Source organism: Aminobacter aganoensis (genome assembly GCF_014206975.1).
GTDB lineage: Bacteria > Pseudomonadota > Alphaproteobacteria > Rhizobiales > Rhizobiaceae > Aminobacter > Aminobacter aganoensis.
Genome location: NZ_JACHOU010000002.1, coordinates 204,661 through 229,212, shown reverse-complemented (window position 1 = coordinate 229,212; position 24,552 = coordinate 204,661). Strand labels below are relative to the sequence as shown.

General features: G+C 64.4%; 25 protein-coding genes. 18 read left to right on the top strand and 7 right to left on the bottom strand.

From position 1 onward, the window contains the following. Positions 1-164 precede the first annotated feature (164 nt). From GGR00_RS05020 to gmk, 5 genes are all read left to right on the top strand, one after another. Positions 165-401: an acyl carrier protein gene (locus GGR00_RS05020; RefSeq protein WP_055978681.1), complete on the top strand. Its 237-nt coding sequence runs from the start codon at positions 165-167 to the stop codon at positions 399-401. A gap of 29 nt (positions 402-430) precedes the next feature. Beyond that, positions 431-1,693 (top strand): beta-ketoacyl-ACP synthase II, encoded by a 1,263-nt coding sequence (fabF, locus tag GGR00_RS05015; protein ID WP_055978684.1) that lies wholly within the window; start codon positions 431-433, stop codon positions 1,691-1,693. Positions 1,694-1,801: 108 nt separating this feature from the next. Further along, entirely contained in the window at positions 1,802-3,004 is a 1,203-nt protein-coding gene (gene mltG / locus GGR00_RS05010; RefSeq protein ID WP_055978686.1) for an endolytic transglycosylase MltG, read from the top strand. Between the two features lie 70 nt (positions 3,005-3,074). Further along, the gene (locus GGR00_RS05005; RefSeq protein ID WP_055978689.1) at positions 3,075-3,965 is read left to right on the top strand and encodes a YicC/YloC family endoribonuclease; all 891 of its coding nucleotides are present in this window, start codon (positions 3,075-3,077) and stop codon (positions 3,963-3,965) included. Positions 3,966-3,968: 3 nt separating this feature from the next. Then, entirely contained in the window at positions 3,969-4,622 is a 654-nt protein-coding gene (gene gmk, locus GGR00_RS05000; RefSeq protein ID WP_055978692.1) for a guanylate kinase, read from the top strand. Between the two features lie 133 nt (positions 4,623-4,755). Here gmk and rsmA read toward each other — a convergent pair whose 3' ends face one another. From rsmA to lptF, 6 genes are all read right to left on the bottom strand, one after another. Then, positions 4,756-5,592, bottom strand: a complete 837-nt coding sequence (gene rsmA, locus GGR00_RS04995) for a 16S rRNA (adenine(1518)-N(6)/adenine(1519)-N(6))-dimethyltransferase RsmA (RefSeq protein ID WP_055978694.1) — start codon at positions 5,590-5,592, stop codon at positions 4,756-4,758. After that, positions 5,589-6,611: a 4-hydroxythreonine-4-phosphate dehydrogenase PdxA gene (gene pdxA, locus GGR00_RS04990; RefSeq protein WP_184698296.1), complete on the bottom strand. Its 1,023-nt coding sequence runs from the start codon at positions 6,609-6,611 to the stop codon at positions 5,589-5,591. The genes rsmA and pdxA overlap by 4 nt, the downstream gene beginning before the upstream one ends. Before the next feature lie 3 nt (positions 6,612-6,614). After that, positions 6,615-7,553, bottom strand: coding sequence for a peptidylprolyl isomerase (locus GGR00_RS04985; RefSeq protein ID WP_055978701.1), 939 nt, complete (start codon positions 7,551-7,553; stop codon positions 6,615-6,617). Positions 7,554-7,673: 120 nt separating this feature from the next. Next, entirely contained in the window at positions 7,674-10,043 is a 2,370-nt protein-coding gene (locus GGR00_RS04980) for an LPS-assembly protein LptD (RefSeq protein ID WP_156381322.1), read from the bottom strand. A 13-nt stretch (positions 10,044-10,056) separates the two neighbouring features. Further along, a complete protein-coding gene (lptG, locus tag GGR00_RS04975; protein ID WP_055978707.1) occupies positions 10,057-11,145 on the bottom strand; it encodes an LPS export ABC transporter permease LptG in 1,089 nt (362 codons plus the stop codon). Then, positions 11,142-12,341 carry an LPS export ABC transporter permease LptF gene (gene lptF, locus GGR00_RS04970; protein WP_184698294.1) on the bottom strand — a complete coding sequence of 400 codons (1,200 nt, stop codon included), beginning with the start codon at positions 12,339-12,341 and terminating at the stop codon, positions 11,142-11,144. Before lptF ends, lptG begins: the two co-directional genes overlap by 4 nt. Positions 12,342-12,656: 315 nt before the next feature. On the opposite strand from lptF, the gene GGR00_RS04965 reads away from it, so the two are divergent. From GGR00_RS04965 to GGR00_RS04935, 7 genes are all read left to right on the top strand, one after another. Next, a complete protein-coding gene (locus GGR00_RS04965) occupies positions 12,657-14,153 on the top strand; it encodes a leucyl aminopeptidase (protein WP_055979248.1) in 1,497 nt (498 codons plus the stop codon). Between the two features lie 35 nt (positions 14,154-14,188). After that, positions 14,189-14,638: a DNA polymerase III subunit chi gene (locus tag GGR00_RS04960; RefSeq protein ID WP_055978713.1), complete on the top strand. Its 450-nt coding sequence runs from the start codon at positions 14,189-14,191 to the stop codon at positions 14,636-14,638. Between the two features lie 213 nt (positions 14,639-14,851). Then, positions 14,852-15,475: a hypothetical protein gene (locus GGR00_RS04955; RefSeq protein ID WP_055978715.1), complete on the top strand. Its 624-nt coding sequence runs from the start codon at positions 14,852-14,854 to the stop codon at positions 15,473-15,475. Then, entirely contained in the window at positions 15,472-16,332 is an 861-nt protein-coding gene (locus GGR00_RS04950; protein WP_055978717.1) for a 23S rRNA (adenine(2030)-N(6))-methyltransferase RlmJ, read from the top strand. Before GGR00_RS04955 ends, GGR00_RS04950 begins: the two co-directional genes overlap by 4 nt. Before the next feature lie 53 nt (positions 16,333-16,385). After that, positions 16,386-16,832, top strand: a complete 447-nt coding sequence (locus GGR00_RS04945; RefSeq protein ID WP_055978721.1) for a hypothetical protein — start codon at positions 16,386-16,388, stop codon at positions 16,830-16,832. An 18-nt stretch (positions 16,833-16,850) separates the two neighbouring features. Continuing rightward, on the top strand, positions 16,851-17,558 hold the full coding sequence (locus GGR00_RS04940) for a ribonuclease T2 family protein (protein ID WP_055978724.1): 708 nt from the start codon (positions 16,851-16,853) through the stop codon (positions 17,556-17,558). Between the two features lie 65 nt (positions 17,559-17,623). Beyond that, complete coding sequence (locus GGR00_RS04935; RefSeq protein ID WP_055978726.1) at positions 17,624-18,223, top strand: glutathione S-transferase; 600 nt, start codon at positions 17,624-17,626, stop codon at positions 18,221-18,223. Positions 18,224-18,293: 70 nt separating this feature from the next. Here GGR00_RS04935 and GGR00_RS04930 read toward each other — a convergent pair whose 3' ends face one another. Continuing rightward, positions 18,294-18,956 (bottom strand): outer membrane protein, encoded by a 663-nt coding sequence (locus GGR00_RS04930; RefSeq protein ID WP_055978729.1) that lies wholly within the window; start codon positions 18,954-18,956, stop codon positions 18,294-18,296. 418 nt (positions 18,957-19,374) lie between these two features. On the opposite strand from GGR00_RS04930, the gene GGR00_RS04925 reads away from it, so the two are divergent. From GGR00_RS04925 to GGR00_RS04900, 6 genes are all read left to right on the top strand, one after another. Then, a complete protein-coding gene (locus tag GGR00_RS04925; protein WP_055978732.1) occupies positions 19,375-20,139 on the top strand; it encodes an SDR family oxidoreductase in 765 nt (254 codons plus the stop codon). Then, complete coding sequence (uvrC, locus tag GGR00_RS04920) at positions 20,136-22,199, top strand: excinuclease ABC subunit UvrC (protein ID WP_055978735.1); 2,064 nt, start codon at positions 20,136-20,138, stop codon at positions 22,197-22,199. The genes GGR00_RS04925 and uvrC overlap by 4 nt, the downstream gene beginning before the upstream one ends. 106 nt (positions 22,200-22,305) lie before the next feature. Next, the gene (gene pgsA, locus GGR00_RS04915) at positions 22,306-22,902 is read left to right on the top strand and encodes a CDP-diacylglycerol--glycerol-3-phosphate 3-phosphatidyltransferase (RefSeq protein ID WP_055978737.1); all 597 of its coding nucleotides are present in this window, start codon (positions 22,306-22,308) and stop codon (positions 22,900-22,902) included. A 4-nt stretch (positions 22,903-22,906) separates the two neighbouring features. After that, on the top strand, positions 22,907-23,161 hold the full coding sequence (gene moaD, locus GGR00_RS04910) for a molybdopterin converting factor subunit 1 (protein ID WP_055978740.1): 255 nt from the start codon (positions 22,907-22,909) through the stop codon (positions 23,159-23,161). Between the two features lie 3 nt (positions 23,162-23,164). After that, complete coding sequence (locus GGR00_RS04905; RefSeq protein WP_055978743.1) at positions 23,165-23,638, top strand: molybdenum cofactor biosynthesis protein MoaE; 474 nt, start codon at positions 23,165-23,167, stop codon at positions 23,636-23,638. Between the two features lie 120 nt (positions 23,639-23,758). Next, a complete protein-coding gene (locus tag GGR00_RS04900) occupies positions 23,759-24,523 on the top strand; it encodes a YbaY family lipoprotein (protein ID WP_055978746.1) in 765 nt (254 codons plus the stop codon). The last annotated feature ends 29 nt before the right edge of the window (positions 24,524-24,552 follow it).

The window sequence follows — 24,552 nt, the reverse complement described above, 5'->3', positions numbered from 1 at the left end:
GCCTTGGACGCGGTCAAGATTTCGTGTATTGCCGCGCTCCATCAGGTGGCCGGACCGAAGACGGACCGCTGCCCGAGCGCTTGGGAAAGCGCAGATTACTGCTTGATTAGCGGCATTCCGCCCGCTAACGAAGACCTAACAAACACCAGACTGAGGATGCCCACATGAGTGACACCGCAGAGCGCGTCAAGAAGATCGTCATCGAACATCTTGGCGTCGACGCCGACAAGGTGACTGAAGCTGCCAGCTTCATCGACGACCTGGGCGCGGACAGCCTCGACACGGTCGAGCTCGTTATGGCGTTCGAAGAAGAATTCGGCGTTGAGATCCCCGACGACGCGGCCGAGACCATCCTCACCGTTGGCGACGCCGTGAAGTACATCGACAAGGCTTCGGCCTGAGCGATCGCGAATTGTCAGGGATGCCTGCGATGAGGCGTGTGGTTGTCACGGGCCTTGGCCTGCTTTCACCGTTCGGCATGGGCTACGAGCACGGCTGGAAAGAGCTTCTTTCCGGCCGTAGCGCCGCAAGGCGGATCACGGAGTTCGAGGTCGAAGACCTCCCCTGCAAGATCGCCAACGTCATCCCCAGGGGGGACGGCACGAACAATACCTTCAATCCCGAAGCAGTCCTCGAACCCAAGGAACTGCGCAAGATCGGCGACTTCATCCTTTACGGGATCGCGGCCGCGGACGAGGCGTTGAAGGATTCGGGCTGGGCGCCCAAGACCCCGGACGAGCAGAACGCCACCGGCGTGATGATCGGCTCGGGCATCGGCGGCATCGACGGCATTGCCGAAAATGCGCTGATCCTCAAGGAACGCGGCCCGCGCCGCATCAGCCCCTTCTTCATTCCCGGCCAGATCATCAATCTGGTTTCGGGCCAGGTGTCGATCCGGCACGGGCTCAAGGGCCCCAACCATGCCGTGGTCACCGCCTGCTCGACCGGCGCGCACGCCATCGGCGACGCAGCCCGGCTGATCATGTTCGGCGATGCCGACGTGATGGTGGCAGGTGGCGCGGAGTCGCCGGTGACGCGTCTTTCGCTTGCCGGTTTCGCTGCCTGCAAGGCGCTGTCGACCGACCGCAACGACGAGCCCCAAAAGGCTTCGCGCCCCTATGACCGCGACCGCGACGGTTTCGTCATGGGCGAGGGCGCAGGCGTGGTCGTGCTCGAAGAGCTCGAACACGCCAAGGCGCGCGGCGCCAAGATCTATGCCGAGGTCGTCGGCTACGGCCTGACGGGCGATGCCCATCACATCACGGCCCCGGCCGAGGATGGCGATGGCGCGTTCCGCTGCATGACCGCGGCCCTCAAGCGCGCCAACCTTTCGCCCGCCGACATCGATTACATCAATGCCCATGGCACTTCGACCATGGCCGATACGATCGAACTCGGCGCCGTCGAACGCCTCGTCGGCGACGCTGCCTCCAAGGTGTCGATGTCGTCGACCAAGTCGTCGATCGGCCACCTGCTCGGCGCTGCCGGTGCGGCGGAGGCGATCTTCTCGATCCTCGCCATTCGCGACAACATCGCGCCGGCAACGATCAATCTCGACAACCCCGAGCGCGAGACACCGATCGACCTGGTGCCGAACAAGCCGCGTTCCAGGCAGATCGACGTCGCATTGTCGAACTCCTTCGGCTTTGGCGGCACCAACGCCTCGCTGGTCTTCCAGCGCTATAATGGCTGACAACTCTGTGGGAAGGGGGCGTTAAGCGCCCTCTTTGCCGCGATTTTTGCCACATTCGGCTCTAGTCTCCCGGCGGGGATTCGACGCAAGAGGGAGTGGCGAGGCAAAATGAGCATGAATACGCCAGGTCAAGGGGAAGGTGCTGGGCGCGCCGCGCCGGCAAATCCGATCGTTCCTAAGACGGCGCAGGAAGCGCTGCGGCCGGAAATCGGGACGCCGCCGCCCAAGCGTTCGCGTGCCTCGCGCAACCAGATCGTCGTGTTCATGAATTTCATGATGTCGACGGCGGTGCTGGTGATCCTCGCCGGCGGCGCAGCCCTCTATTTCGGCAAGCAGGAATTCAACGGCGAGGGCCCGTCGGCGGTCCCCAGCACGTTCCTGGTCAAGGAAAAGACGGGCGTACAGGACATCGCCGACCAGCTTGAGCGTCGCGGACTGATCAGCGATGCGCGCATCTTCCGCATGGGCGTGCGTGCCTACGGCAATGATGGTTCGCTGAAGGCCGGTGAATACGAAATCCAGGCCGGCGCTTCCATGCACGAGATCATGGAACTGCTGAAGAGCGGCAAGTCTGTGCAGTATTCGCTGACGATCCCGGAAGGGCTGACCGTCGAGCAGGCCTGGAAACGCATCGCCGAACAGGAAGCCCTTACCGGCGACATGCCAGCGGAGATGCCGGCCGAGGGCACGCTTGCCGCGGACACGCAGCGCTTTACCCGTGGGCTGACGCGCCAGCAGATCATCAACAAGATGTTGGCCGACCAGAAGGAACTGGTCGAAACCATCTGGCAGCGCCGTACAGCCGATCTTCCGATCGCCGACGTCAACGAATTCGTCACGCTTGCTTCCATCGTCGAGAAGGAAACTGCCCGCGGCGACGAGCGCTCGCGCGTAGCGGCCGTCTTCATCAACCGCCTTAACAAGGGCATGCGGCTGCAGTCGGACCCGACGATCATCTATGGCATCTTCGGCGGCAAGGGTAAGCCTGCCGACCGGCCGATCTATCGCTCCGACATCGACAAGCCGACGCCTTACAACACCTACACCATCAAGGGCCTGCCGCCGACGCCGATCGCCAATCCGGGCAAGGCTTCGCTTGAGGCCGTGGCCAACCCGTCCAAGACCAAGGACCTGTATTTCGTGGCCGACGGCACCGGCGGGCATGTCTTTGCCGAGACGCTGGACGAGCACAACGAGAACGTCGCGCGTTGGCGCGCCTTCCAGCGCAAGGTCGTTGAGGACGAGAAGGCTGCCGGCGAGGCCGATCCGGCCAAGAAAGACGCAACGACCACCAACGCCGTCAAGAAGTAAGACAGGCTCGCCGCGCGTCCAGGCGGACCGCGCGGCGCAGCAACAACAGGCAACAGGGGCGCGCTGCCAGATGAACCTGCAGAGCATGACAGGCTTCGCCCGCGTCGCGGCCGAACATGACGGAACCGCCATCGCCTGGGAAGTGAAGTCGGTCAACGGCAAGAGCGTGGAAGTGCGCTTGCGCCTGCCGCAGGGCTTCGAACGCCTCGAGCCAGCGGTGCGCCAGGCGATCCAGAAACGCTTTTCGCGCGGCAATGTGCAGGCGACCCTGACCGTCAGCCGAACAAGCGGTTCGATGGTCCAGCCGGTCATCAACGAAGTCTTCCTGCGCGACGTCGCCGAACTCGCCAACCGCCTGGTCACCCAGTTCGGTGCGGCGCCCGCCAGCGCTGACGGGCTGCTGGCGCTGCGCGGCGTCTTCGACATGCCCGAGGCGGTCGAAACCGAAGAGCAGCGTGCGGCGATCGATGCGGCGGTCATGAACTGCCTGGAGACCGGTCTTGCTGGCCTCGTCGAGGCACGCAAGGCGGAAGGCGAGGCCCTGCACGGGCTGCTGACGGGCCATATCGCCACCATCGAGGAACTGACGCTGCGGGCCGAGGCCGATCCGTCTCGCGAACCGGCGCAGATCCGCCAGCGGCTCGCTGAGCAGGTGCGGCTGCTGCTCGAGGCATCGCCGGCGCTCGACGAGGCGCGGCTCAACATGGAGGCGGCGTTTCTCGCCACCAAGGCCGATATTCGCGAGGAAATCGACCGGCTGAAGACGCATGTCGCCTCGGGACGCACGCTGATGTCGGGTGGCGGTGCGATCGGCCGCAAGCTCGATTTTCTGGCGCAGGAATTCAACCGCGAATCGAATACTCTGTGTTCGAAGTCGAACGCTGCAACAGTGACTGCCATTGGGCTGGAACTGAAAGCCGTCGTCGATCAGTTTCGCGAGCAGGTTCAGAATCTGGAGTAGCGCATGAGCGCCGAAAGCCTTTCAAATGTCATCAGGCGGCGCGGCCTGATGCTGGTGTTGTCGTCGCCCTCGGGCGCGGGCAAGTCGACCATTTCGCGCAACCTGATCGAAACCGATCCGGAGCTGCGGCTGTCGGTGAGCGTGACTACCCGTCCGCGCCGCGGCAGCGAGATCGACGGCGCCCACTACCATTTCACCAGTAAGCGCGAGTTCGAGCTGTTGCGCGACAACGATGCGCTGCTCGAATGGGCCGAGGTCCACGGCAATTTCTACGCGACGCCGCGCGAGCCGGTCGAGCTGGCGATGTCGCAGGGACGCGACATGCTGTTCGACATCGACTGGCAGGGTGCAAAGCAGTTGAAGGAAAAGATGCGTGGCGACATCGTCTCGATCTTTATCCTGCCCCCGTCGATGGGCGAACTGAAAGCCCGCCTGAAGCGCCGCGCCGAAGACCAGGACGCAGTGATCGAGACGCGGCTCAAGAACGCCCGTGACGAGATCGAGCACTGGGGCGAGTACGACTATGTCGTGATCAACGAAGATCTCAACCGCGCCTTTGCCGAGGTACGGTCGATCGTGGCCGCCGAGCGCCTGCGCCGCGACCGCAGGCCGGGATTGTTCGATTTCGTCTCGAAATTGCTCGACGAGAAGGTTTGAGGGTTCCTTACCCTCCCCCCTGTGGGGAGGGTCGACGCGCAGCGTCGGGGTGAGGGTGATCAGCACTCAGCCAAGGACCCCCACCCGTCGGCTTCGCCGACACCCTCCCCACAAGGGGGAGGGTAATCTGTGTTCAGACCGCCCTTGCCAGCGCCACGAACTCCTCGACGCTGAGCGTTTCGGCGCGGCGCGTCGGGTCGATGCCGACGGTTTCCAGCAGTCTTTCGCCGCCCATGCTTTTCAGGCTCTGGCGCAGCATCTTGCGGCGCTGGCCGAATGCCGCTTCGGTGACGCGGCCGAGCACCTTCACGTCGGCTGGCAGGGGCTGCATGCGTGGCTCCAGGTGGATCACCGACGAAGTGACCTTGGGCGGCGGGGTGAAGGCCTGCGGCGGCACGTCGAAGGCGATGCGTGCGTCGGTGCGCCATCCCGCCAGAACGCCAAGGCGGCCGAAGGCCGGGCTCGCGGGCTTTGCCACGATGCGCTCGGCGACCTCGCGCTGGAACATCAGGGTCAGCGACTGATAGAAGGGCGGCCAGTCCTGGACCGTGAGCCAGCGGACCAGCAGTTCCGTGCCGATGTTGTAGGGCAGGTTGGCAACGATCTTTGTCGGCTCGCCGCCAGCCAGCGCTGCGAAATCGGTCTTCAGCGCATCGCCCGAGACCACGTCCAGCCGTCCCGGGTAATGGTTGGAGACCTCGGCCAAGGCCGCTAGGCAGCGCTCGTCGCGCTCGATGGCGATGACGCGCCTGGCGCCGTTCATCAGCAGCGCCCGCGTCAGCCCGCCTGGGCCGGGACCGACCTCGATGACGGTCACGCCGGAAAGATCGCCGGCGGCCCGCGCCACCTTGCTGGTCAGGTTGAGGTCGAGCAGGAAGTTCTGGCCGAGCGCCTTCTTGGCCTGCAGGCCGTGACGTTCGATGACGTCGCGAAGCGGCGGCAGGCCGTCGATGCTGGTGGTCGCACTCATGATGATCTGGCCTCGACGTCCGCCAACTGGCGCCCCAGCTTCAGCGCGGCGATCAGGCTGTCCGGGCGGGCAATGCCCTTGCCGGCGATGTCGAAGGCGGTGCCGTGGTCGGGCGAGGTGCGGATGAAAGGCAGGCCGAGCGTGACGTTGACCGTCTCGTCGAAGGCCAGCGCCTTGGCCGGGATCAGCGCCTGATCGTGATACATGCAGATGGCCGCGTCGTAGCCGGCGCGGGCGCGGCCATGGAACATGGTGTCGGCGGGCAGGGGGCCGAAGGCATCGATGCCTTCCGCCTTGAGCGCTTCGATCGCCGGACGGACGATGCGTTCGTCCTCGTGCCCCATGGCGCCGCCTTCGCCGGCGTGCGGATTGAGGCCGGACACGGCGATCCGCGGCCTGGCAATGCCAAAGCGCCGACGCAGGTCATGCGCGGTGATGCGGACGGTCTCGGTGATCGCCTTGGTCGTGAGGGCCCTTGGCACCTCGGCCAGTGCGATATGGATGGTCACCGGCACGGCGCGAAGCTCGGGCCCGGCGAGCATCATCACAGGCATGACCTCGGCGCCGGTCTTCAGGCCCGCGAGGTGGGCGAGGTATTCGGTATGGCCGGGAAAGCGGAAGCCGGCATCATAGAGCGGCTTCTTGGCGATCGGGCAGGTCACGACGGCGGCGGCGCGACCTTCGAACGTATCCGCCACGGCGCGGTCGATCGCCTCGATAATGCCGGCGGCGTTCTGCGTGTCGGGCTGGCCCGGCGTGTCGACGAGCGCGGCGGCAAGCGGCACGACCGGCAGCGCGTCGGCGAATTGCCTGGCCGCATCGGCCGGGCCGGTCTCGGCGATCTGGAATTCGACGCCGAGCGCCGAAGTGCGCGCGGCAACCAGGGCGGGGTCGGCGAGGAGATAGAAGGCCGGTACGCGCGCCTCGTTGCGCAGCCGCCATGCAGCGACTGCGATTTCGGGGCCGATACCCGAGGGATCGCCGACAGTCAGCGCCAGAGGGGCGCCATGCGGGCCCACGACTTAGCGGTTGACGATGCGAGCCTTGGCCCGCAGCTCTTCGATGTATTTTTTGCTCAGCTCGTCGGCTTTTTCGTTGCCTTCCTTGCCGAGCCCTTCAGCCTGGAAGACCATCTGTGCGACCTTGTCGTCGGAAACTTCGCGCGCGCTGCAGACGCCGATGAATTCGACGCCGCGCTCTGTTTCGCGAACCGGGGTTGCCCCGCCGGCCTTGAGCTTCTTGATCTGGTCGGCCCATTCCGGCGGCAGCTGCGGTGCGAGCACGCGGCCGAGGTCGCGCACCGTCACGTCGAGCAGGCCCCTGGCGAATTCGCGCGTCTGCTCACAGCCGTTGAAGCGGCCACGCATGGCATCCGCCTCGCGCTTGCGCTTGCCGACGGAGCCGCGCTCGGATGCCGGCACCACGAAAATCACCTGCTGCAGCATGTACTCGGTAGCGCTTGGCTTGGCGCCGCCCTGCTGCAGCATGCGCCGGACGGCGTCCTGCTCGCTGGTGCCGCCACCGCCACCGCCGCCTTCGGCGCGGAAGCGGGCGCTGAGCGCCTGATTCCAGCCCATCTGCGTGCGGATGTAGTCCTTGAAATGGCTGCTCGTGACGCCGGCCTGGGCCAGGATCTGGTCCATCTGGGCGGGCTTGAACTTGTTGGAGCCGGCAAAGCGCGCATAGGCGTCGTCGACCTGCTTGTCGGAGATGCGGATGTTGAGCCGCTTCATCTCCGCCTGGCGCAGCGTCTGCTCGATCATTTCCTCGCCGGCATTGCCCTTGCGCTTCTGCAGCTTGAGAAACGCGGCGCGGCGCTGGATGTCGTAGCTGGTGACCGGCACGTCGTTGACGATGTATTTGATCTCGCTCGCCTGGGCCGGCGGCGCATAAGCGGTCATCGAGAGCGACGTTGCCGCTACGAGCAGGGCGAGGCCTGCCGAAAAGAGGTGCTTTCGCATCGATAAAGTCCCGTTCAAACCCCAGATCCGGGCATTGCCCGAATGCATGCTGCCCCGTCCAATGGCCGCGTTATGCGGCAAAACGATGTCAGGTCGCCCTGACACCGCTTTCCGGCTGTCCTAGAAGCTCGCCGAACCGATATCGCCGAGCGTGCGGAACGATATGTTGAAGCCCACCGAGCGTGTGACGTCGTCGGGATCGTTGTGATCGCGGCTTTCGGCGTAGGTCATCATGTAGGTGAAGCACTCGTCGTCATAGGCGAAGCCGACACCGTGCTTGACGAGCAGGTCACTCTTGATGTCGTAGGTGCCGGAGCCGAACACCCGCCATTCGTCGTTGAAGCGCGCGGTGGCGCCGAGCGTGACCTCGTGACGGTCATCCTTGAAGCCGTAGAGCGGCTGGGCATCGATGAAGGCATAGCGGGCCGACACGGCGATCGGGCGCGCATCGAGCCCGACCTTCATTTCGGCGCGGCGAACGTCGAGGCTCTGCTCGTCGAAGCGGCCGCTGACCGAGGCCGAGAATCCGTTCGGGCTGGCGATGCCGGCAAGCGCAACGTAGTCGGACGTATCTGTTTCCAGGCCGGAATAGGCACCTGCGTTGACGAGGTCCGGTGCGGCAAACGAGTTGTCGCCGGCAAGTTGATACGACTGGCCGAACAGGGCGTTGGTGGTCCAGCCATTGCTGTAGGTGCCGGAATAGCGCAGGCCGATATTGGCGCGCGTACCGCCTTCCATGCGGTCGTAGCCCGAGAACTTGTCACGTTCGAACAGCGAGGCTGCGTCGAAGACGAAGCTCTGCGCATCCTCGTTGGGGATGCCGAGCCCGCCGATCGCGCTCTCGCTGGGGCGTGCGAAGACCTGGGCCATCGGTTCGAGCACATGGGTCGAACTCGTCGACGAGAATAGCACCGGCCAGCGCAGCTCGAGGCCGAGCGTTGCCATGTAGCGGAATAGCGACGAGCGCACGTCGGCCGCAACGCCGATGTCCGGATCGATGGCCATGTTGTTGATGGCGTTGAGCGAGGCGCTGGAGGCGTCGAGGTAGCTGCCGTCGGCGCGGAAGGCCATCAGCGGTGTAACCAGCAGGCCGCCTTCGGTCACGATCGTGCGTTTCCACTCAGCTTCGGCCGTGATACGGCTGGACGTGCCTTCGAGGCCGTGGATTGTCGGGCCGTTCAGGCCGGTAATGGCTGAATCGAGTTCCGTACGGCGGATGACGCGTGCGTTGAGATCGAACGAAAGTTCACCGCCGGCCAGCGGCGCGTCGGGGATGTAGGCGTAGTCGAGCGACGGCAGCACCCAGGGCTGCTTGTCGGCACGCGCCTCCGGGTCGTTGTCGAGGGCTTCTTCCTGGACCTGGAAGCGCATGGCGCGCAGGTCGAAATAGTTACGGTCGTTGAGGCCGGTGAGATAGACCTCGGAACGATGCGTGCTGTCGGAAAAACCTTCGATGCCGTAGGTGCGCGAGAAATTTTTGTCCGACTGCGCGAGGATATCCCAGCCGAAGGCCCAGCGCGGATTGAGGTCGAAGCGGCCCTTGGTGCCGACCATGCCGCGCAGCTTGTTGTCGTCGCCTGCTCCCCTGTCGACGGTACCGGCGTCGAACTTGTCCGGGTTCATCTGGTGGATGCCGGCGATCTTCAGGCTGTACTGACCGTTGTTGAAACGCTGGCGCCACTCGGCCTCGCCGAGGAAGCCCTGGCGCGTGTAGCCGGTGCCCTTGACGGTAAGGTCGTAGGTCGGCGAGAGCGCGAAATAGTAGGGGATCGATACGCCAACGCCGAGCTCGCTCTTGTAGCTGATGCCGGGCATCAGGAAGCCGCTCTTGCGCTTCACGGTCGGGTCGGCGATCTCGAAGGCGGGCAGGAAGGCGATCGGGAAGCCGAAGAATTCGAAATTGGAGTTTTCGAAGCGGACCGTCTTCTTCTCGCCGTTCCAGATGATCTTCTGCGCCTTGATGCGCCAGATGGGCGCCTTGTCGGGCTTCTGCTCGCAAGGCTCGCAGGCCGTGTAGACGCCATTGTTGAACGTCGTCAGGATGCCGCGCTCGCGCTTGGCGCTCTCGGCGGCAAAGTAGGTCTTGTCGACGGTTTCGACGCGCAGGGCGTTGACGAAACCATCGGCGAAATCGTCGGTGATGTCGATCTCTTGCGAGAGAATCTTGGTGCCGTCGGAATTGACGATCTCGACATTGCCGCTGGCAATCAGCCGCGACGTCTTGCGGTCGTAGGTGACGCGCTGGGCGACAAGGCGATTGCCGGCATAGTCGATCTGCACGCCGCCGACGGCGGTAACCGTCTGGACGTCGTTGTCATAGACGAGCGTGTCCGCCTCAAGCAGCATCTGCGAGCCTTCGGGCACGCTGGGCGCGAGATCGGCGATGGTCTGTGCGTAAGCCGGGGCAAGCGGAAGCGCGCATGCAAACAGGCATGCGAGCGCAGTCGCACCGAATAGGCGAGCCCTGTGGGCTGTCCTGCGGTTGGCCATTGCGCCCCTCACACTAACCATCCTCGTTGTAGAGCAGGAATGTCACCCCGAAAAACATTGCTACGACAACTGGAAGCCACGCCGCAATATAAGTCGGCACGAATCCCGCATTGCCAAATGCTTTGACCAGAACCGAAACGACATAAAGCAGAAACCCGGCGACGACGCCACCCAGAATCATCGTTCCGGACTGCCCCATCCTCGCAAATCGCATCGACACTGTTGCAGCAATGAGCGTCATCGCGACCAGGAGGAAGGGAAGTGCGACAAGTGAATGAAATTGCATGGCAAAGGCGTTTGCCCGGAGTCCGAAGGATCGCGCCACTTCGATTTTTGACGGAAGCTGGAAAAAAGGAATGGTTTCGGGCCGCGCCAGGCGTTCCTGGACGAACTCCGGCTTCAGATTCGTCGGCACTTTGGCGGCGGCTTCGGAGGTGAAGTTTTCGCCGCCTCTCATGGTCCGAACATTGACCAGTTCCCAATAACCGTCGCGCAGATAGGCGCGCTCGGCATCCTTGCGCTCGACCATGTTGTCGTCGGCGTCGAAGACGAAAAACACCGCGTCGGACAGTTCCATCCCCTGGTTGAGCACCGCCCGTGCGCCGATGATGACCTCGGTGCCATCGGCCTTCTGGCGCAGCCATGGCGCCGAAAATGCCGATACCGAATTGGATTGGCGTGAGCGCAGCTCCGATTCCAGGGATTCGGAGTGCGAGAAGCCGTAGGCTGCGATCGGGTTGAGGATGCCGACTGTGACGAAGCCGAAGAGCAGCGCGCCCAGGCAGCAGGGCAGCAGGAACTGCCATGCCGAAATCCCGGCGGCGCGGGCAATGACCAGTTCATAGCGCCGGTTGAGCGACACCAGGGTTGCCATGGCGCTGAACAGGGCGACGAACGGAACCACCTGGAGCATGATCATCGGTACGCGCAATGCCGAAACCGTCATCGCAATGCTGAACTTGAAGCCCGGCACGCCGCCGGCGCTGTTCGAGAACTCGGTGACGTCGATGATGAAGATCAGCGCGAAGATGCCGACGAAGAACCACGCCGTGATGGTGGCGTAGCGGAAGAAAAAATAGCGACCGAGCGTCCAGCCCATCATGCTGCTCCCTGATGGGGAGCGCCGCCGCCGAGCCGCAGCCGCAGCGCCGTGATCCTGTCGCGAATCTGCGCCCAGACGGAAGCGATGCGATCGGCGACCGAAACCGGCAGTTCCATGCTGCGGTTGGTGCGGATGAACCAGATGGCGATCAGTGCCGTGACGATGGGCACGGCATAGACGGCATAGCGGACCCAAGCCACCGTCTCGGCCTTGCTGCCGGCAAAGAACCCGAGCCAGCGGAAAAACAGCGCGATGGTGATCGTGGTGACGAGCGGATGGATGCGTGCCTCTCGATGCGACCGGGCGTCGCCTGCCACGGCCAGCGCAATGAGCGCAAAGGCGATCGGGTAGAGCCACTCGGTGAATCGGCGGTCGAGTTCGGCGGTAAACAGCCGCGGATTGCGCTGGTAGTATTTGTCGCTGGGCGAGGGGTTCATCAGGTACGGCGTCGAGCGGTCCTTCGGCTGCATCGTGACTTCCTTCGCCACGGCGGAGAACTCGCTCAGATCGAAGGCGTAGGAGTCGAAACTGATCACCGACACCTCGCCACCCGGCGCCTTGCGGTGGATCACGCCGTCGTTCATCACCAGCATCTGCTTGCTGTCGCGCTCGATGAAGGCGCCGTCCTTGGCGTAGTAGACGAGATCGACGTTGGGTTCGCGCGAATCGGCGACGAAGATGCTGCCGAGCCCGCCATTCGGCAGGCGCTCGCCGACCTGGACGAACAGACCCTCGTCGACCTTGCGGAAGGTGCCTTCCTGGATGATCAGCGACAGCAGGTCGGCGCGCGAGGAGGCGATCAGTTCGCGGTTGCGCTGGCGCGCCATCGGGTCGGCGACGTTGTGGACGAGCAGGGAAAACACGCTGGCGCCGACTGCCAGGATGAGAATCGGCCGGATGACGGTCATGCGCGAAGCGCCGGCGGCGTTGAGCACCACCAGTTCGGAATCGCTGTTCATCGAGCTCAGCGTCAAGGCCACGCCGATGGTCACGGCAAAGGGCACGACAATCGGAATCAGAGTGGGCAGGATAAGGGCCGCGACCTCGAAGAAGGTCAGCGCCGACTGGCCGCTGTCGGTGACGAGGTCGATTCGCCCGAGCACCTGGGTGGTCCAGACGATCACCAAGGTCCAAGTCAGCGCCGCGATGAAAACCGCAAACGCACGACGCAGGATGTAGCGCTCAACAACCTTCATCGATGATCAGGATTCCGTGTTTCCGACTTGGCCGGACGACGGGACGTCGTGTGACCGGCAGGTGTCTAAGGTATAGTCCAAGGCAAGCCGGCACAACCGGCCCCTTCCAGCCGGCATCGTTCCAACACCATCTCCCACCGGCCGCGACTCTCGGCGCCAATGGCTAAGAAAGGCCGAACAGAGGTGGTTAACACAAGGTTTCCTGCCCTTTTTCAACTTTAATCATATCGTGCCAGGATGACGGGAGGCTTGCCAAACTTTCCAAAACGACCAAATGTCGCGCACCATATGAACGGGATCCGAAAGCAGGACATCATGACTTCCAAGCCGTCGATCAGCTTCGCCAAGGCGAGTACGCCGAAAAAGGGCACTGTTTTCGTCTTCTCTGCCGAAGAGGGCGGGCTGAGCGAGATCGCGCGCGGCAACGATCCGGCCAAGACGCTGGATCGCGCCTTTCCGGTCGTCGACTTCAACGGCAAGTTTGGTGGCCTCGTCGAGGTACTGGCTCCGGAGGGCACGACGGTCGACCGTCTGGTGGCCGTCGGCGTGGGCAAGGCGTCGGGGCTCGACGAATATTCCTGGCTGAAGCTGGGTGGCACGCTGGCGTCACAATTGCGCAAGGCGTCCGAGGTTGCCGTGGTCCTCGACATTGCTGGCGCCACGGTCGATGGCGCCGCCGCTGCCGGCGTTGCGGCCGGCATGCTGCTGCGCAGCTACACCTTCGACAAGTACAAGACCAAAAAGGACAACGGCAACGGCAAGGCCGACGACAAGAAGCCGGCGAAGGTCACCATCCATTGCGCCGATCCGGCGGCTGCGAAGAAGGCCTTTGCCGATATCGAGGCGGTGGTCGGCGGCGTGCTGCTGGCCCGCGACCTGGTCAACGAGCCTGCCAACGTGCTTGGTCCGGTCGAGTTTGCCGCCCAGGCCAAGGATCTGGAAAAGCTTGGCGTCAAGGTCGAGATCCTGACCGAGAAGGAGATGAAAAAGCTCGGTATGGGTGCGCTGCTCGGCGTCGCCCAGGGTTCGGTGCGTCCGCCGCGCATGGCTGTGATGCAGTGGAGCGGCGGCAAGGCCAAGGACAAGCCGGTGGCCTTCGTCGGCAAGGGCGTGGTCTTCGATTCAGGTGGCGTGTCGATCAAGCCGGCCGCAGGCATGGAGGACATGAAGGGCGACATGGGCGGTGCTGCCGCCGTCACCGGCCTGATGCATGCGCTGGCCGCACGCAAGGCCAAGGTCAACGTGGTCGGCATCATCGGTTTGGTCGAGAACATGGTCGATGGCAACGCCCAGCGGCCCGGCGACATCGTCACCTCGATGTCGGGCCAGACCATCGAGGTTCTCAACACCGACGCCGAAGGCCGCCTCGTGCTCGCCGACGCGCTCTGGTACTGCAACCAGCGCTTCGAGCCGAAGTTCATGGTCAATCTGGCGACTCTGACGGGTGCGATCATGGTGGCGCTCGGCCAGAGCCACGCCGGCCTGTTCTCCAACAATGACGAACTCGCCGGGCGCCTGACCTCGTCGGGTACCGCGACGCAGGAAAAGCTCTGGCGCATGCCGCTCGGCTCGGAATACGACAAGCTGATCGACTCCAAGAATGCCGACATGAAGAACATCGGCGGTCGCTTTGGCGGTTCGATCACGGCAGCGCAGTTCCTGCAGCGCTTCGTCAAGGATACGCCCTGGGCGCATCTCGACATCGCCGGCACCGCGATGGGCTCGCCGACCAGCGAGATCAACCAGTCCTGGGGTTCCGGCTACGGCGTGCGGCTGCTCGACAGGCTGGTGCGCGACCACTACGAAGGATGAGGCTGGACAATTCGGCCATGGATGCGAACTGAGCGATGGCCGAAGTCCTTTTCTACCACCTTACCGAATCGACGCTCGAGGATGCCCTGCCGGGCCTGCTCGAGCGTAGCCTGCAGCGCGGCTGGAAGGCGGTGGTGCAGACTGGCTCGGAGGAACGGCGCGACGCACTGGATGCCCATTTGTGGAGCTTCCGCGACGATTCGTTCCTGGCCCATGGCAGCGACCGCGAGCCGCACGCAGCCGATCAACCCGTGGTGCTGACGACGGGTGAAGCCAATCCGAACGCGGCCGAAATACGCTTCCTGGTCGATGGCGCGTCGCCGCCCGACATCGGGTCCTATCAGCGTGCCGTCTTTCTGTTCGATGGCCATGATGCGGCGCAGCTCGAAGGCGCGCGCGAACACTGGAAGACGATGAAGGCCGGCGGGCATGCCGTGACCTACTGGCAGCAGACGCCGGACCGCCGCTGGGAACGCAAGGCCTGATGCCGAGCCGTTGAAGGCAGTGAGTCGGCGAGGGGTTGGCGCCGGCATGGTCATGGCGTTCGCTTGGCGGGCCGATGGTGCTCCGCGCCGCGGAGCCGAAGTTGCCGGCAAAGCCAATGCCGGACTTTCCGGCGTCGGCCAAAAGCCGTAGTAGGGAGGCGACGTCCAATCGGCGAGCCGCCTTGCGAGGGCTAGCCACAGAGTTCGAGCGCCATGCGGTTTCTGTTTCTTCTTGTTCTGCTTGCCGGCACCGGCCTCGGCATCCTTTATCCATGGGCGACGACCAATTTTACCGGCCGCGAGATCGGCGTCTATCGCGTTTACGATCGCGGTGGCAGTTTCCGCCCGGTCGAGGTGGCCCTGGCGACTGCCGACACGCCGGTGCGCGTGCTGGTCGATCTGACGACGCTGGCGCCGCCGGTGGTGACGCCGGCGCGGGCGATCCTGACCGTCACCGCCTCCACGCGCGGCGAGACGGTGCTGGCCCAGGCCCTGAATTTCCACGACACGACGCCGCGCGAGCGCAGTCCGCAACTGCCCGACCCGGTGTTTCGCGACGATGTCGGCTTGATCCGCGACGTGAGCGCGGGCAGCTACCGTTTCGTGGTCGCGCAGGGCGACAACGACAACGTCCAGATCCAGCGCGTCGACCTCATCCTGCGTTCGGGCGCCGGCGAAGCGGACCAGCGCGCCCAACCGATCGGCTTTTCGCTGATGGCGGTCGGTTTTGTCGGTCTTGTGCTGTCGCTGCGCCGCGGCAAGGGCGGCCGGCCCGAAAATCCCAATTCGCAACCTCCGGCTCCGCGCTGGGGCAGGGGCGGGGACAGCCAGTCGTGAACTATCGCCACGTCTACCATGCCGGGAACTTCGCCGACGTGGTCAAGCATGCCGTGCTCGCCCGGCTGGTCGAATACCTCAAGCGCAAGGACAAGGCCTTTCGCGTCGTCGACACCCATGCCGGCATCGGCCTCTACGACCTGTCGTCGGAGGAGGCGCAGAAGACCGGCGAATGGCATGACGGCATCGGCCGCCTGGTCGATGCGACCCTGCCAGCCGACGCCGCCGCATTGCTTGCGCCCTATCTCGATGCCGTTCGCGCGGCGAACCCGGATGGCGGCATCGAAAGATATCCGGGCTCGCCCCTGATCGCCCGGCACCTGCTGCGCAAGCAGGACCGCCTGTCGGCAATCGAACTGCATCCTGAAGATGCCACCAGCCTGGCCAGTCTGTTCGAGGGCGACTTCCAGGCACGGGTGACCGAACTCGACGGCTGGCTGGCGCTCGGTGCGCACCTGCCGCCCAAGGAAAAGCGCGGGCTGGTGCTGGTCGACCCGCCCTTCGAGGTCGCCGGCGAGTTCGATCGTCTGGTCGAAGGGCTGAAGAAGGCACACCGGCGTTGGCCGGGCGGTATCTTCGCCCTGTGGTACCCGGTCAAGGATCGCAAGGCCGTGGCGGCCTTCCGCGAGGCGCTTGCCGGTGCGGGAATCCCCAAGATCATCGACATCGAGTTCTACATCCGCCCGCCGTCGTCCGAGCCGCGGCTCGACGGCACCGGCATGGTGGTGGTCAACCCGCCATTTCCGCTCGAGGCCGAGCTCGGGGTAATGTTGCCGGCGCTTGGCAAGATCCTCGGGGAGGATGCGAAGGCGCGCTGGACGGTCGAGTGGCTGGCGGGCGAATCGGCGGCTTCTTGACCGCAGCGCGGCGAAACCGCAAACTGGATCGCATCAGCCTTGGAGTGGGAACCATGAGTCGCGTCGCAAGCACCCTTATCGCCGCAATGATCGGCCTCGGAGCGGCAGGGCTGGGCGCGGTCTCCGCGCAGGCAGCCGATCTCTCCACCTCGGTGGACTATTCCGGCGATCCCGGCATTTGTGGCAACGCTTCGGTGCTCAACCGCATCACCAGCCGGTTCAGCTACCAGGTGCGCCATGTGCCAAACCTGCCCCAGGTTGCGATCACCGACTTCCAGCGCATCCACGAGCACCGCTACGAGCCGGCGGATGAGAGCCATCCGATCGGCCGGCGCTATTGCGGTGCGACGGTAACGCTGTCGGATGGCGGCGACCGCGACATCTGGTACCTGATCGAAGAAGGCATGGGCTTTGCCTCGGTCGGCGACAATGTCGAGTTCTGCGTCTCGGGCTTCGATCGCTGGTACGTCTACAATGGACGCTGCCGCGTTCTGCGCTGAGGCCGGCCGGACTTCACGATGAGATTGTTGGCGTGCGCGCGAGCATCGGCGGTTGCGGTGTTGCTCGCTCTGTCGGCTTGCGCGCCCTCAGACGAGGCGTCCCAGGAAACGTCGCCCGCTGCCACGACTGAAGCGGCGGCCGTGCCGCGTGGCCAGGGTTTTGACTTCTACGTGCTGTCGCTGTCGTGGTCGCCCAGCTACTGCGAGGCCGAGGGCGAGCAGGCCAATGGCCAGCAGTGCCGCGCCGGCCGGCCCTATGCCTTCGTGGTCCACGGCCTGTGGCCGCAATACGAACGCGGCTATCCCGAAAATTGCCAGGCGGGTGCAAGCACGGTCTCGAACGAGACGCTGCGCGGCCTCTACGACCTGATGCCTTCGGCCGGGCTCATTCGCCATCAATGGCGCAAGCACGGCACCTGTTCGGGCCTCGGCCAGGCCGACTATTTCGAGGTACTGCGCGCTGCGCGGAACAAAGTCGAGATTCCCCGTGAATTCAAGCGCCTGGACGACTATCGCACGCTGGCACCGGGCCAGGCGGAGAATGCCTTCCTCCAGTCAAATCCGGGCCTCGAAGAAGACGCCGTGGCGGTGACCTGCGACCGTCGATACCTGCGCGAGGTGCGGATCTGCATGACCAAGGATCTCGAATTTCGATCCTGCGCCGAGGTCGACCGCCGCGCCTGCCGCCTCGACAAGGTGGTGATGCCGCCTGTGCGAGGCCGCTGAGCAGGACGCCGCATTGCCGGAACGAACCGTGCGGACTATCGTCCGCCGCCAAAGGGAGCCGCTCGATGCCGAAACTGTTCTACTCGCCCGCTTCGCCCTACAGCGCCAAGGTGCGCATGGCGGCCGTCTATGCCGGCATCCCGGTCGAATCCGTCACCGTCGAGACTGGCCCGCAGCCGGCGCTGCTGACGGACGCCAACCCGCTTGGCAAGATCCCGGTGTGGATCACCGACGAAGGCGAAAGCATCTACGACAGCCGGGTCATCACCCAGTATCTGAACCGGCTTTCCCGCAACAAGCTGTTCCCCCGCAATGCCGAAAAGCGGCTCGATGCCGAACGCCTCGAAGCGCTCGCCGACGGTATCTGCGACTGCCTGCTGGCGATCGTCTACGAACGCCGGTCGCGACCGGAGGAGATCATCCACCAGCCATGGATCGACAAGCAGTGGTCGAAGGTGACGCGCGCGCTCGACCTGCTGAACGCCAACCCGCCCAAGCTGCCGAAGGCGATCAGTGCCGGCCAGATCGCGCTCAGGGTCACCATCGGCTACATGGACCTTCGCTTCGCCGGCAAGTGGGAAAAGGGGCGCCCGCGCCTCAAGCGCTGGGCCGCGCGCTTCGACGAGAAGTTCCCGGAGCTGAAGGCGGTCGTGCCGCAAGGTTGATCGCTTACCCCAGGACAACAAAAAAGCCGGGCGCGAGGCCCGGCTTTTCCGTTGGTGCTGATCTTGTGGATCAGAACTTCATGCCGACGCCGAACTGGATGCGGTGATCCTTGCTCGACACTTCCGTCGAACCGCCGCTCAGAGCGAAATCGTCGCTACCGAAATCGGTGTAGCGATACTCGACGCGACCGAAGACGGTCTCGGTGAGCTTGACGTCGGTGCCGACGCCGGCGGTCCAGCCGAGCGCGGTGTTCGAGTCTTCAGCAACACCGTCGTTGACTTCGATACGCTTGCCGGCGCCGCCGGCCGTACCGTAGAGCAGGATGTCGGGCGAAACGGCATAGCCGAGACGGGCGCGCAACGAACCTTCGAAGCCCGACTTGACATTCACGCCGGCGTTGTCGCCTTCGACGCCGCTGTAGCCGATGTCGCCTTCAGCACCGATGACGATGTTGTCCATCTGGTAGTTGTAGCCGACGAAGGCACCGCCGAGGAAACCATCGGTGTCGACGTTGTTGGTGCCGCCGATGTCGGACTCGCCGCTGAAGCCGTAGCCGATGAACACACCGGCGTAGGGGCCCGACCACGTGTTGAGCGGGGGCTGCTCCATCGGAGCGGCAGGTGCCGGCGGCTCTTCCATGACGACGTCGGCAGCGAAAGCTGGCATCGACGCCAGCGCGACCAGGCCGAACGCGGCCGCGAGCGGACGGGCGTGCTTGAGAATGGCAGTCATTGTTTTACTCCTTAAGCCAACTAGACACTGGCTCTTTTAGAAATGGCGCCCCTAGCCCGTCCGGGGGGAGAAACGGTCTGGGCGCCGAACGGTTCCGAATGTCGTGTCGAAATGCGGCTGAACCGAACCTGAAGTAAGGTGATTGGCCGGCGCAAATGAGGCTGAAACATGACGTTGCGCTAATGCAACAGCCTTGTCAGCAGCTTTGGCCGCGTTTTGCCTCAGGCCGCTTGGTACATGGGATTGGGCGTTCTATATCTCGCTTGCCGGCATGCTTCGCGGGCAGGTTTTGAGGTGGTATTCGAGGCCTTCGCCACATTGCTGCCAGATCGATGAACCGCTTTTTACATAGGTTACCGAGATGTAACCGCGCCTGCCTCCGGCGAGGCTGGCGACAGCATGAGAGGAAGAGGACTGGATGGCGAACATGGCAGGCAACGTGCTGGTGACGGGTGGGGCCAAGCGCATCGGTCGTGCGATCACCGAGGACCTTGCCGCGCATGGCTTTGGCGTCGCCATTCACTGCAACCACGCGCGCAAGGCGGCCGATGATCTGGCTGCCACGATCAATGCCAATGGCGGCCGCGCGACAGTTGTGCAGGCGGACCTTGCCGACATGGCTGCCGTGGACGGTTTGCTTGCCGCGGCCAGCGCCGCATTGGGGCCGATCGACCTGCTCGTCAACAACGCTTCCGTCTTCGAAGGCGATTCGGTCACGGATTTCGGCTGGGAGACCTGGGACCGCCATTTTGCCCTGCACGTGAAGGCGCCGGCGCTGCTGGCCAAGAACTTTGCCGCAGCCCTGCCCGAGGGGGCGGAGGGGCTGGTCGTCAACATGATCGACCAGCGCGTGCTCAAGCCGACGCCGCAGTATTTTTCCTATTCGCTTTCGAAGGCGGCGCTTTGGGCGGCAACCCGGACCATGGCGCAGGCGCTGGCGCCGCGGATCCGCGTCAACGCCATTGGCCCTGGCCCGACTTTGCCGAGTTCGCGGCAGGACGCGGAAGCCTTTGGCGCCCAGCTCGACGGGCTGATTCTGAAGCGCGGTCCGACCCTCCAGGAGTTCGGCGAGACGATCCGCTATCTCTGGCAGGCGCGTTCGGTGACCGGCCAGATGATCGCGCTCGATGGCGGCCAGCATCTCGCCTGGCAGACGCCGGACGTGACAGGCATGGTGGAATGAGTCCTCGCCAGCCAGATTCCGGTCCGGGCCCCCGCAAGGGCGCCAGTGCCGCCGAAGACATGCCCGACGTCGAACTCGACGACGACGAGGCGATGGAGGAGGCAGTCGCTCCCGGCGGTCCCGACCTGCCGTTCACCGCGATCGACTGGACCGCGCATGCCGGCGACGCCGACGGCATGGTCGGCGCCGAGGTGATCCAGACCCTGGTCAAGCGCCTTCCGAACGCACCGGGCGTCTACCGCATGATGAATGCCGCCGGCGACGTGCTCTATGTCGGCAAGGCGCGCAGCCTGAAGAAGCGCGTCACCAACTACGCGCAGGGACGTTTCCACACCAACCGCATCGGCAAGATGGTGCGCGAGACGGCGACGATGGAGTTCGTCGTCACCCGCACCGAGATCGAGGCGCTGCTGCTTGAGGCGAACCTTATCAAGCGGCTTCGCCCGCGCTTCAACGTGCTCATGCGGGACGACAAGTCGTTCCCCTACATCATGCTGACCAGTGATCACACGGCGCCGGGCATCTACAAGCATCGCGGCGCGCGTTCGCGCAAGGGCGGGGACTATTTCGGCCCCTTCGCCTCGGCGCAGGCCGTCGGCCGTACCATCAACTCGCTGCAGCGCGCCTTCCTGCTGCGCAGTTGCACCGACAGCTTCTTCGACAATCGCACGCGGCCCTGCCTACTGTTCCAGATCAAGCGCTGCGCCGGACCCTGCACCGGCGAGATTTCGCGCGAGGGCTATGACGAGCTGGTGCAGGAGGCGAAGGACTTCCTGTCCGGCCGCAGCCAGAAGGTGAAGACCGAGATTTCGAGCCAGATGCAGCAGGCGGCGGAGGAACTCGATTTCGAGCGTGCCGCCATCTATCGCGACCGTCTCGCCGCCTTGTCGCATGTGCAGAGCCACCAGGGCATCAATCCGCAAACCATCGACGAGGCCGATGTCTTCGCCATCCATCAGGAAGGCGGCCAGACCGGCATCCAGGTGTTCTTCTTCCGCACCGGCCAGAACTGGGGCAACCGCGCCTATTTCCCCAAGGCCGATCCGTCCCTGGAGGCGGCCGAGGTGCTCGGTTCTTTCCTGGCGCAATTCTACGACGACAAGCCGTCGCCGCGTGCCCTGCTGCTGTCGCATTCGGTCGAGGAGCAGGAATTGCTGGCCGAGGCGCTTTCCACCCGTGCCGGGCACAAGGTGGCGATCTCGGTGCCGCAGCGCGGCGAAAAGAAGGACATGGTCGATCACGCCCTGCAGAACGCCCGCGAGGCACTCGGGCGGCGCCTCGCCGAAACGTCGACACAGGCGCGCTTGTTGGAAGGTTTCGCCCAGACCTTCGGGCTGGAAAAGGCGCCGGTGCGGATCGAGGTCTACGACAACTCGCACATCATGGGCACCAACGCCGTCGGCGGCATGATCGTTGCCGGGCCCGAAGGCTTCGTGAAGAACCAGTACCGCAAGTTCAACATCCGCTCGACCGACATCACCCCTGGCGACGATTTCGGCATGATGCGCGAGGTGATGACGCGGCGATTCTCGCGGCTGCTCAAGGAACATGGCGACGAGAACGCCGAATCCGAAGACGGCCTGGAGGGCAACGGCGCCTTTCCCGCCTGGCCGGATGTCATCCTCATCGATGGCGGGCAGGGGCAAATGACCGCAGTCCGCGCCATGCTTGCCGAACTCGGCGTCGAGGATCGCGTCGTGGCGATCGGCGTCGCCAAGGGGCAGGATCGCGAGGCCGGGCGCGAGCGCTTCTTCGTCAGGGGCAAGGATTCGTTCTCGCTGCCGGTGCGCGATCCGGTGCTCTATTTCGTCCAGCGCCTGCGCGACGAGGCGCATCGCTTTGCCATCGGCTCGCACCGGGCGCGGCGCAAGAAGGAGATGGTCAAGAACCCGCTCGACGAGATCGGCGGCATCGGCCCGTCGCGCAAACGCGCTTTGTTACATGCTTTCGGCACGGCAAAGGCGGTAAGCCGGGCGGCGGTGGACGACCTGATGGCGGTGGAAGGTATCTCGGAGTCGATCGCACGCCTTGTTTACAACCATTTTCACGATAATGGGTGATGAACGATGGATTGCCGTCCAGTGACCGCCTGGACTATCGATAGGCAGTTGACCCCCAGCCCGCCCTTCTGATTTCACTAAGGCAGACGAAAGAGCATAAGAGACCATGGCCCAGCGCGCATTCAACCTGCCCAACATGCTTACCTATGCGCGCATCTTGGCCGTGCCGCTGGTGGTTCTCTGCTTTTTTCTGGAGGGGCGCTTGCAGTCGAGCGATTTCGCCCGCTGGAGTGCGCTGGCCATCTTCGTCATCGCAAGCATCACCGACTATCTCGACGGCTACCTGGCGCGTGCCTGGAAGCAGACCTCGAACATCGGCCGCATGCTCGACCCGATCGCCGACAAGCTGCTGGTCGCGACCTGCCTGCTGCTGCTCGCAGCCGACACCGACAATCGCGGCGGCATCGCTGGCTGGTCGCTGTGGGCGGCGATCATCATCCTGTGCCGCGAGATCCTGGTCTCGGGCCTGCGCGAATATCTGGCGGCGCTGAAGGTCAGCGTGCCGGTCACCCAGCTCGCCAAATGGAAGACCGCCATCCAGATGGTGGCAATCGCCTTCTTGCTCGCCGGTCCCGCCGGAGACAAGATCTTCCCGCTGACGACCCAGATTGGCCTCGTGCTGTTGTGGATCGCGGCATTGGTGACGCTATATACCGGCTACGACTATTTCCGTGCCGGCCTGAAGCATATCATGGACGAGTGAAGCCATGACCAAGCTCATCTATTTTGCCTGGGTGCGCGAGCGCATCGGCAAGACCGAAGAAGACATCGATTTGCCCGCCGAGGTGAAGACGGTGCGCGATCTCCTGCTGTGGCTGAAGTCGCGCGGCGAGGAGTTCGAAAGCGCGCTGCAGCATCCCGAGGTGATCCGCGTGGCGATCAACCAGGAGCATGTCGACCACCGCGAGGCGGTCGCCGGTGCCCGCGAGATCGCGCTGTTCCCGCCGATGACGGGTGGCTAGGCCATGAATGCCGCTGTCGTGCCGATGGTGCGGATCCAGGCAGCCGATTTCGACGTCGCCGCCGAGATTGCCAGGCTGACGCAGGGCAGGGCCGATATCGGCGCCGTCGTGACGTTCACTGGCCTTTGCCGCGACGAGCAGGGCAGCCTCTCGGCGCTCGAATTGGAGCACTATCCCGGCATGGCCGAGGCCGAGATCGCGCGGATTGCCGGCGAGGCCATCGCGCGCTGGCCGCTTTCCGGTATCACTGTGATCCACCGTTTTGGCCGCATCCGGCCCGGCGAGAACATCGTGCTGGTGGTTGCCGCCTCCACGCACAGGCAGGCGGCCTTCGATGGCGCGAGCTTCCTGATGGACTATCTCAAGTCGCGTGCGCCCTTCTGGAAGAAGGAGCATCGCATCGACGGCAGCGAGGGCGGCTGGGTGGATGCCAGGGAAAGCGACGAGATCGCGGCCGCCCGCTGGGCCGGACAGTGACGGGTGGCCGCGGCGAGATGCGTCGGCGGCCTTGGAACCACCGCAATCCTTTGTAGCTTCATTCGCGAAACGCCGCGCTCCGGCGCGCCGTCTCGGCAACAACGCATTGGGGAGAAAGCCATGATCGGCAAACTCGCAGAATTTCTAGTCTTCGGCTTTGCGCCGATGGTGATCGGCATGCTGGCGGTTCCCGTCATGGCTGCGGCCGACGAGACGTCGGTCACCGGCGAGGTGCTCTATCGCGAGCGCATCGCCCTGCCGCCGAATGCGGTGCTTTCTGTGCAGCTTGCCGATGTCTCCCTGGCCGATGCCCCCGCCAGGATACTCGGCGAGCAGAAGATCGATCCTGCCGGCCAGGTGCCGATCAAGTTTGCGATTCCCTTCGACCCGGCCGCCATCAAGACCAACATGACCTATGCCCTGCAGGCGCGCATCAGCGTCGATGGCCAGCTTTGGTTCATCAACGATGAGCATCATGGGCTCGACCCGTTGACCGCCGGCCCGCAGACGATGGTGGTCAAGATGGTTAGGCAGTCGGGCGCGGCCGAGGACGAAAGCATCTTCGAGCGTGACTGGGTGGCCGAAGACATTGGCGGCGCTGCGGTCAGCGAGAAGGCCAAGTCGACGCTGCGCCTTGGCAAGGACGGCAAGGTCTCCGGTCGCGGTGGCTGCAACGGCTATTTCGGCAGCGCCAAGGTCGACGGCAGCAAGATCGAGTTCGGACAGGTAGGCTCGACGCAGATGGCCTGCGAGCAGGCGGCCATGGACCAGGAACACAAGTTCCACGAAGCGCTGGGCCGTGCCGCCGCGTTCCGTATCGAAGCAGGCAAGCTGATCCTCGCCGACAAGGACGGCAAGGACGTGCTGCGCTTCGTCGCCGGCTGATTGAATCGGTTTCTCGGCGGAGCAAGACA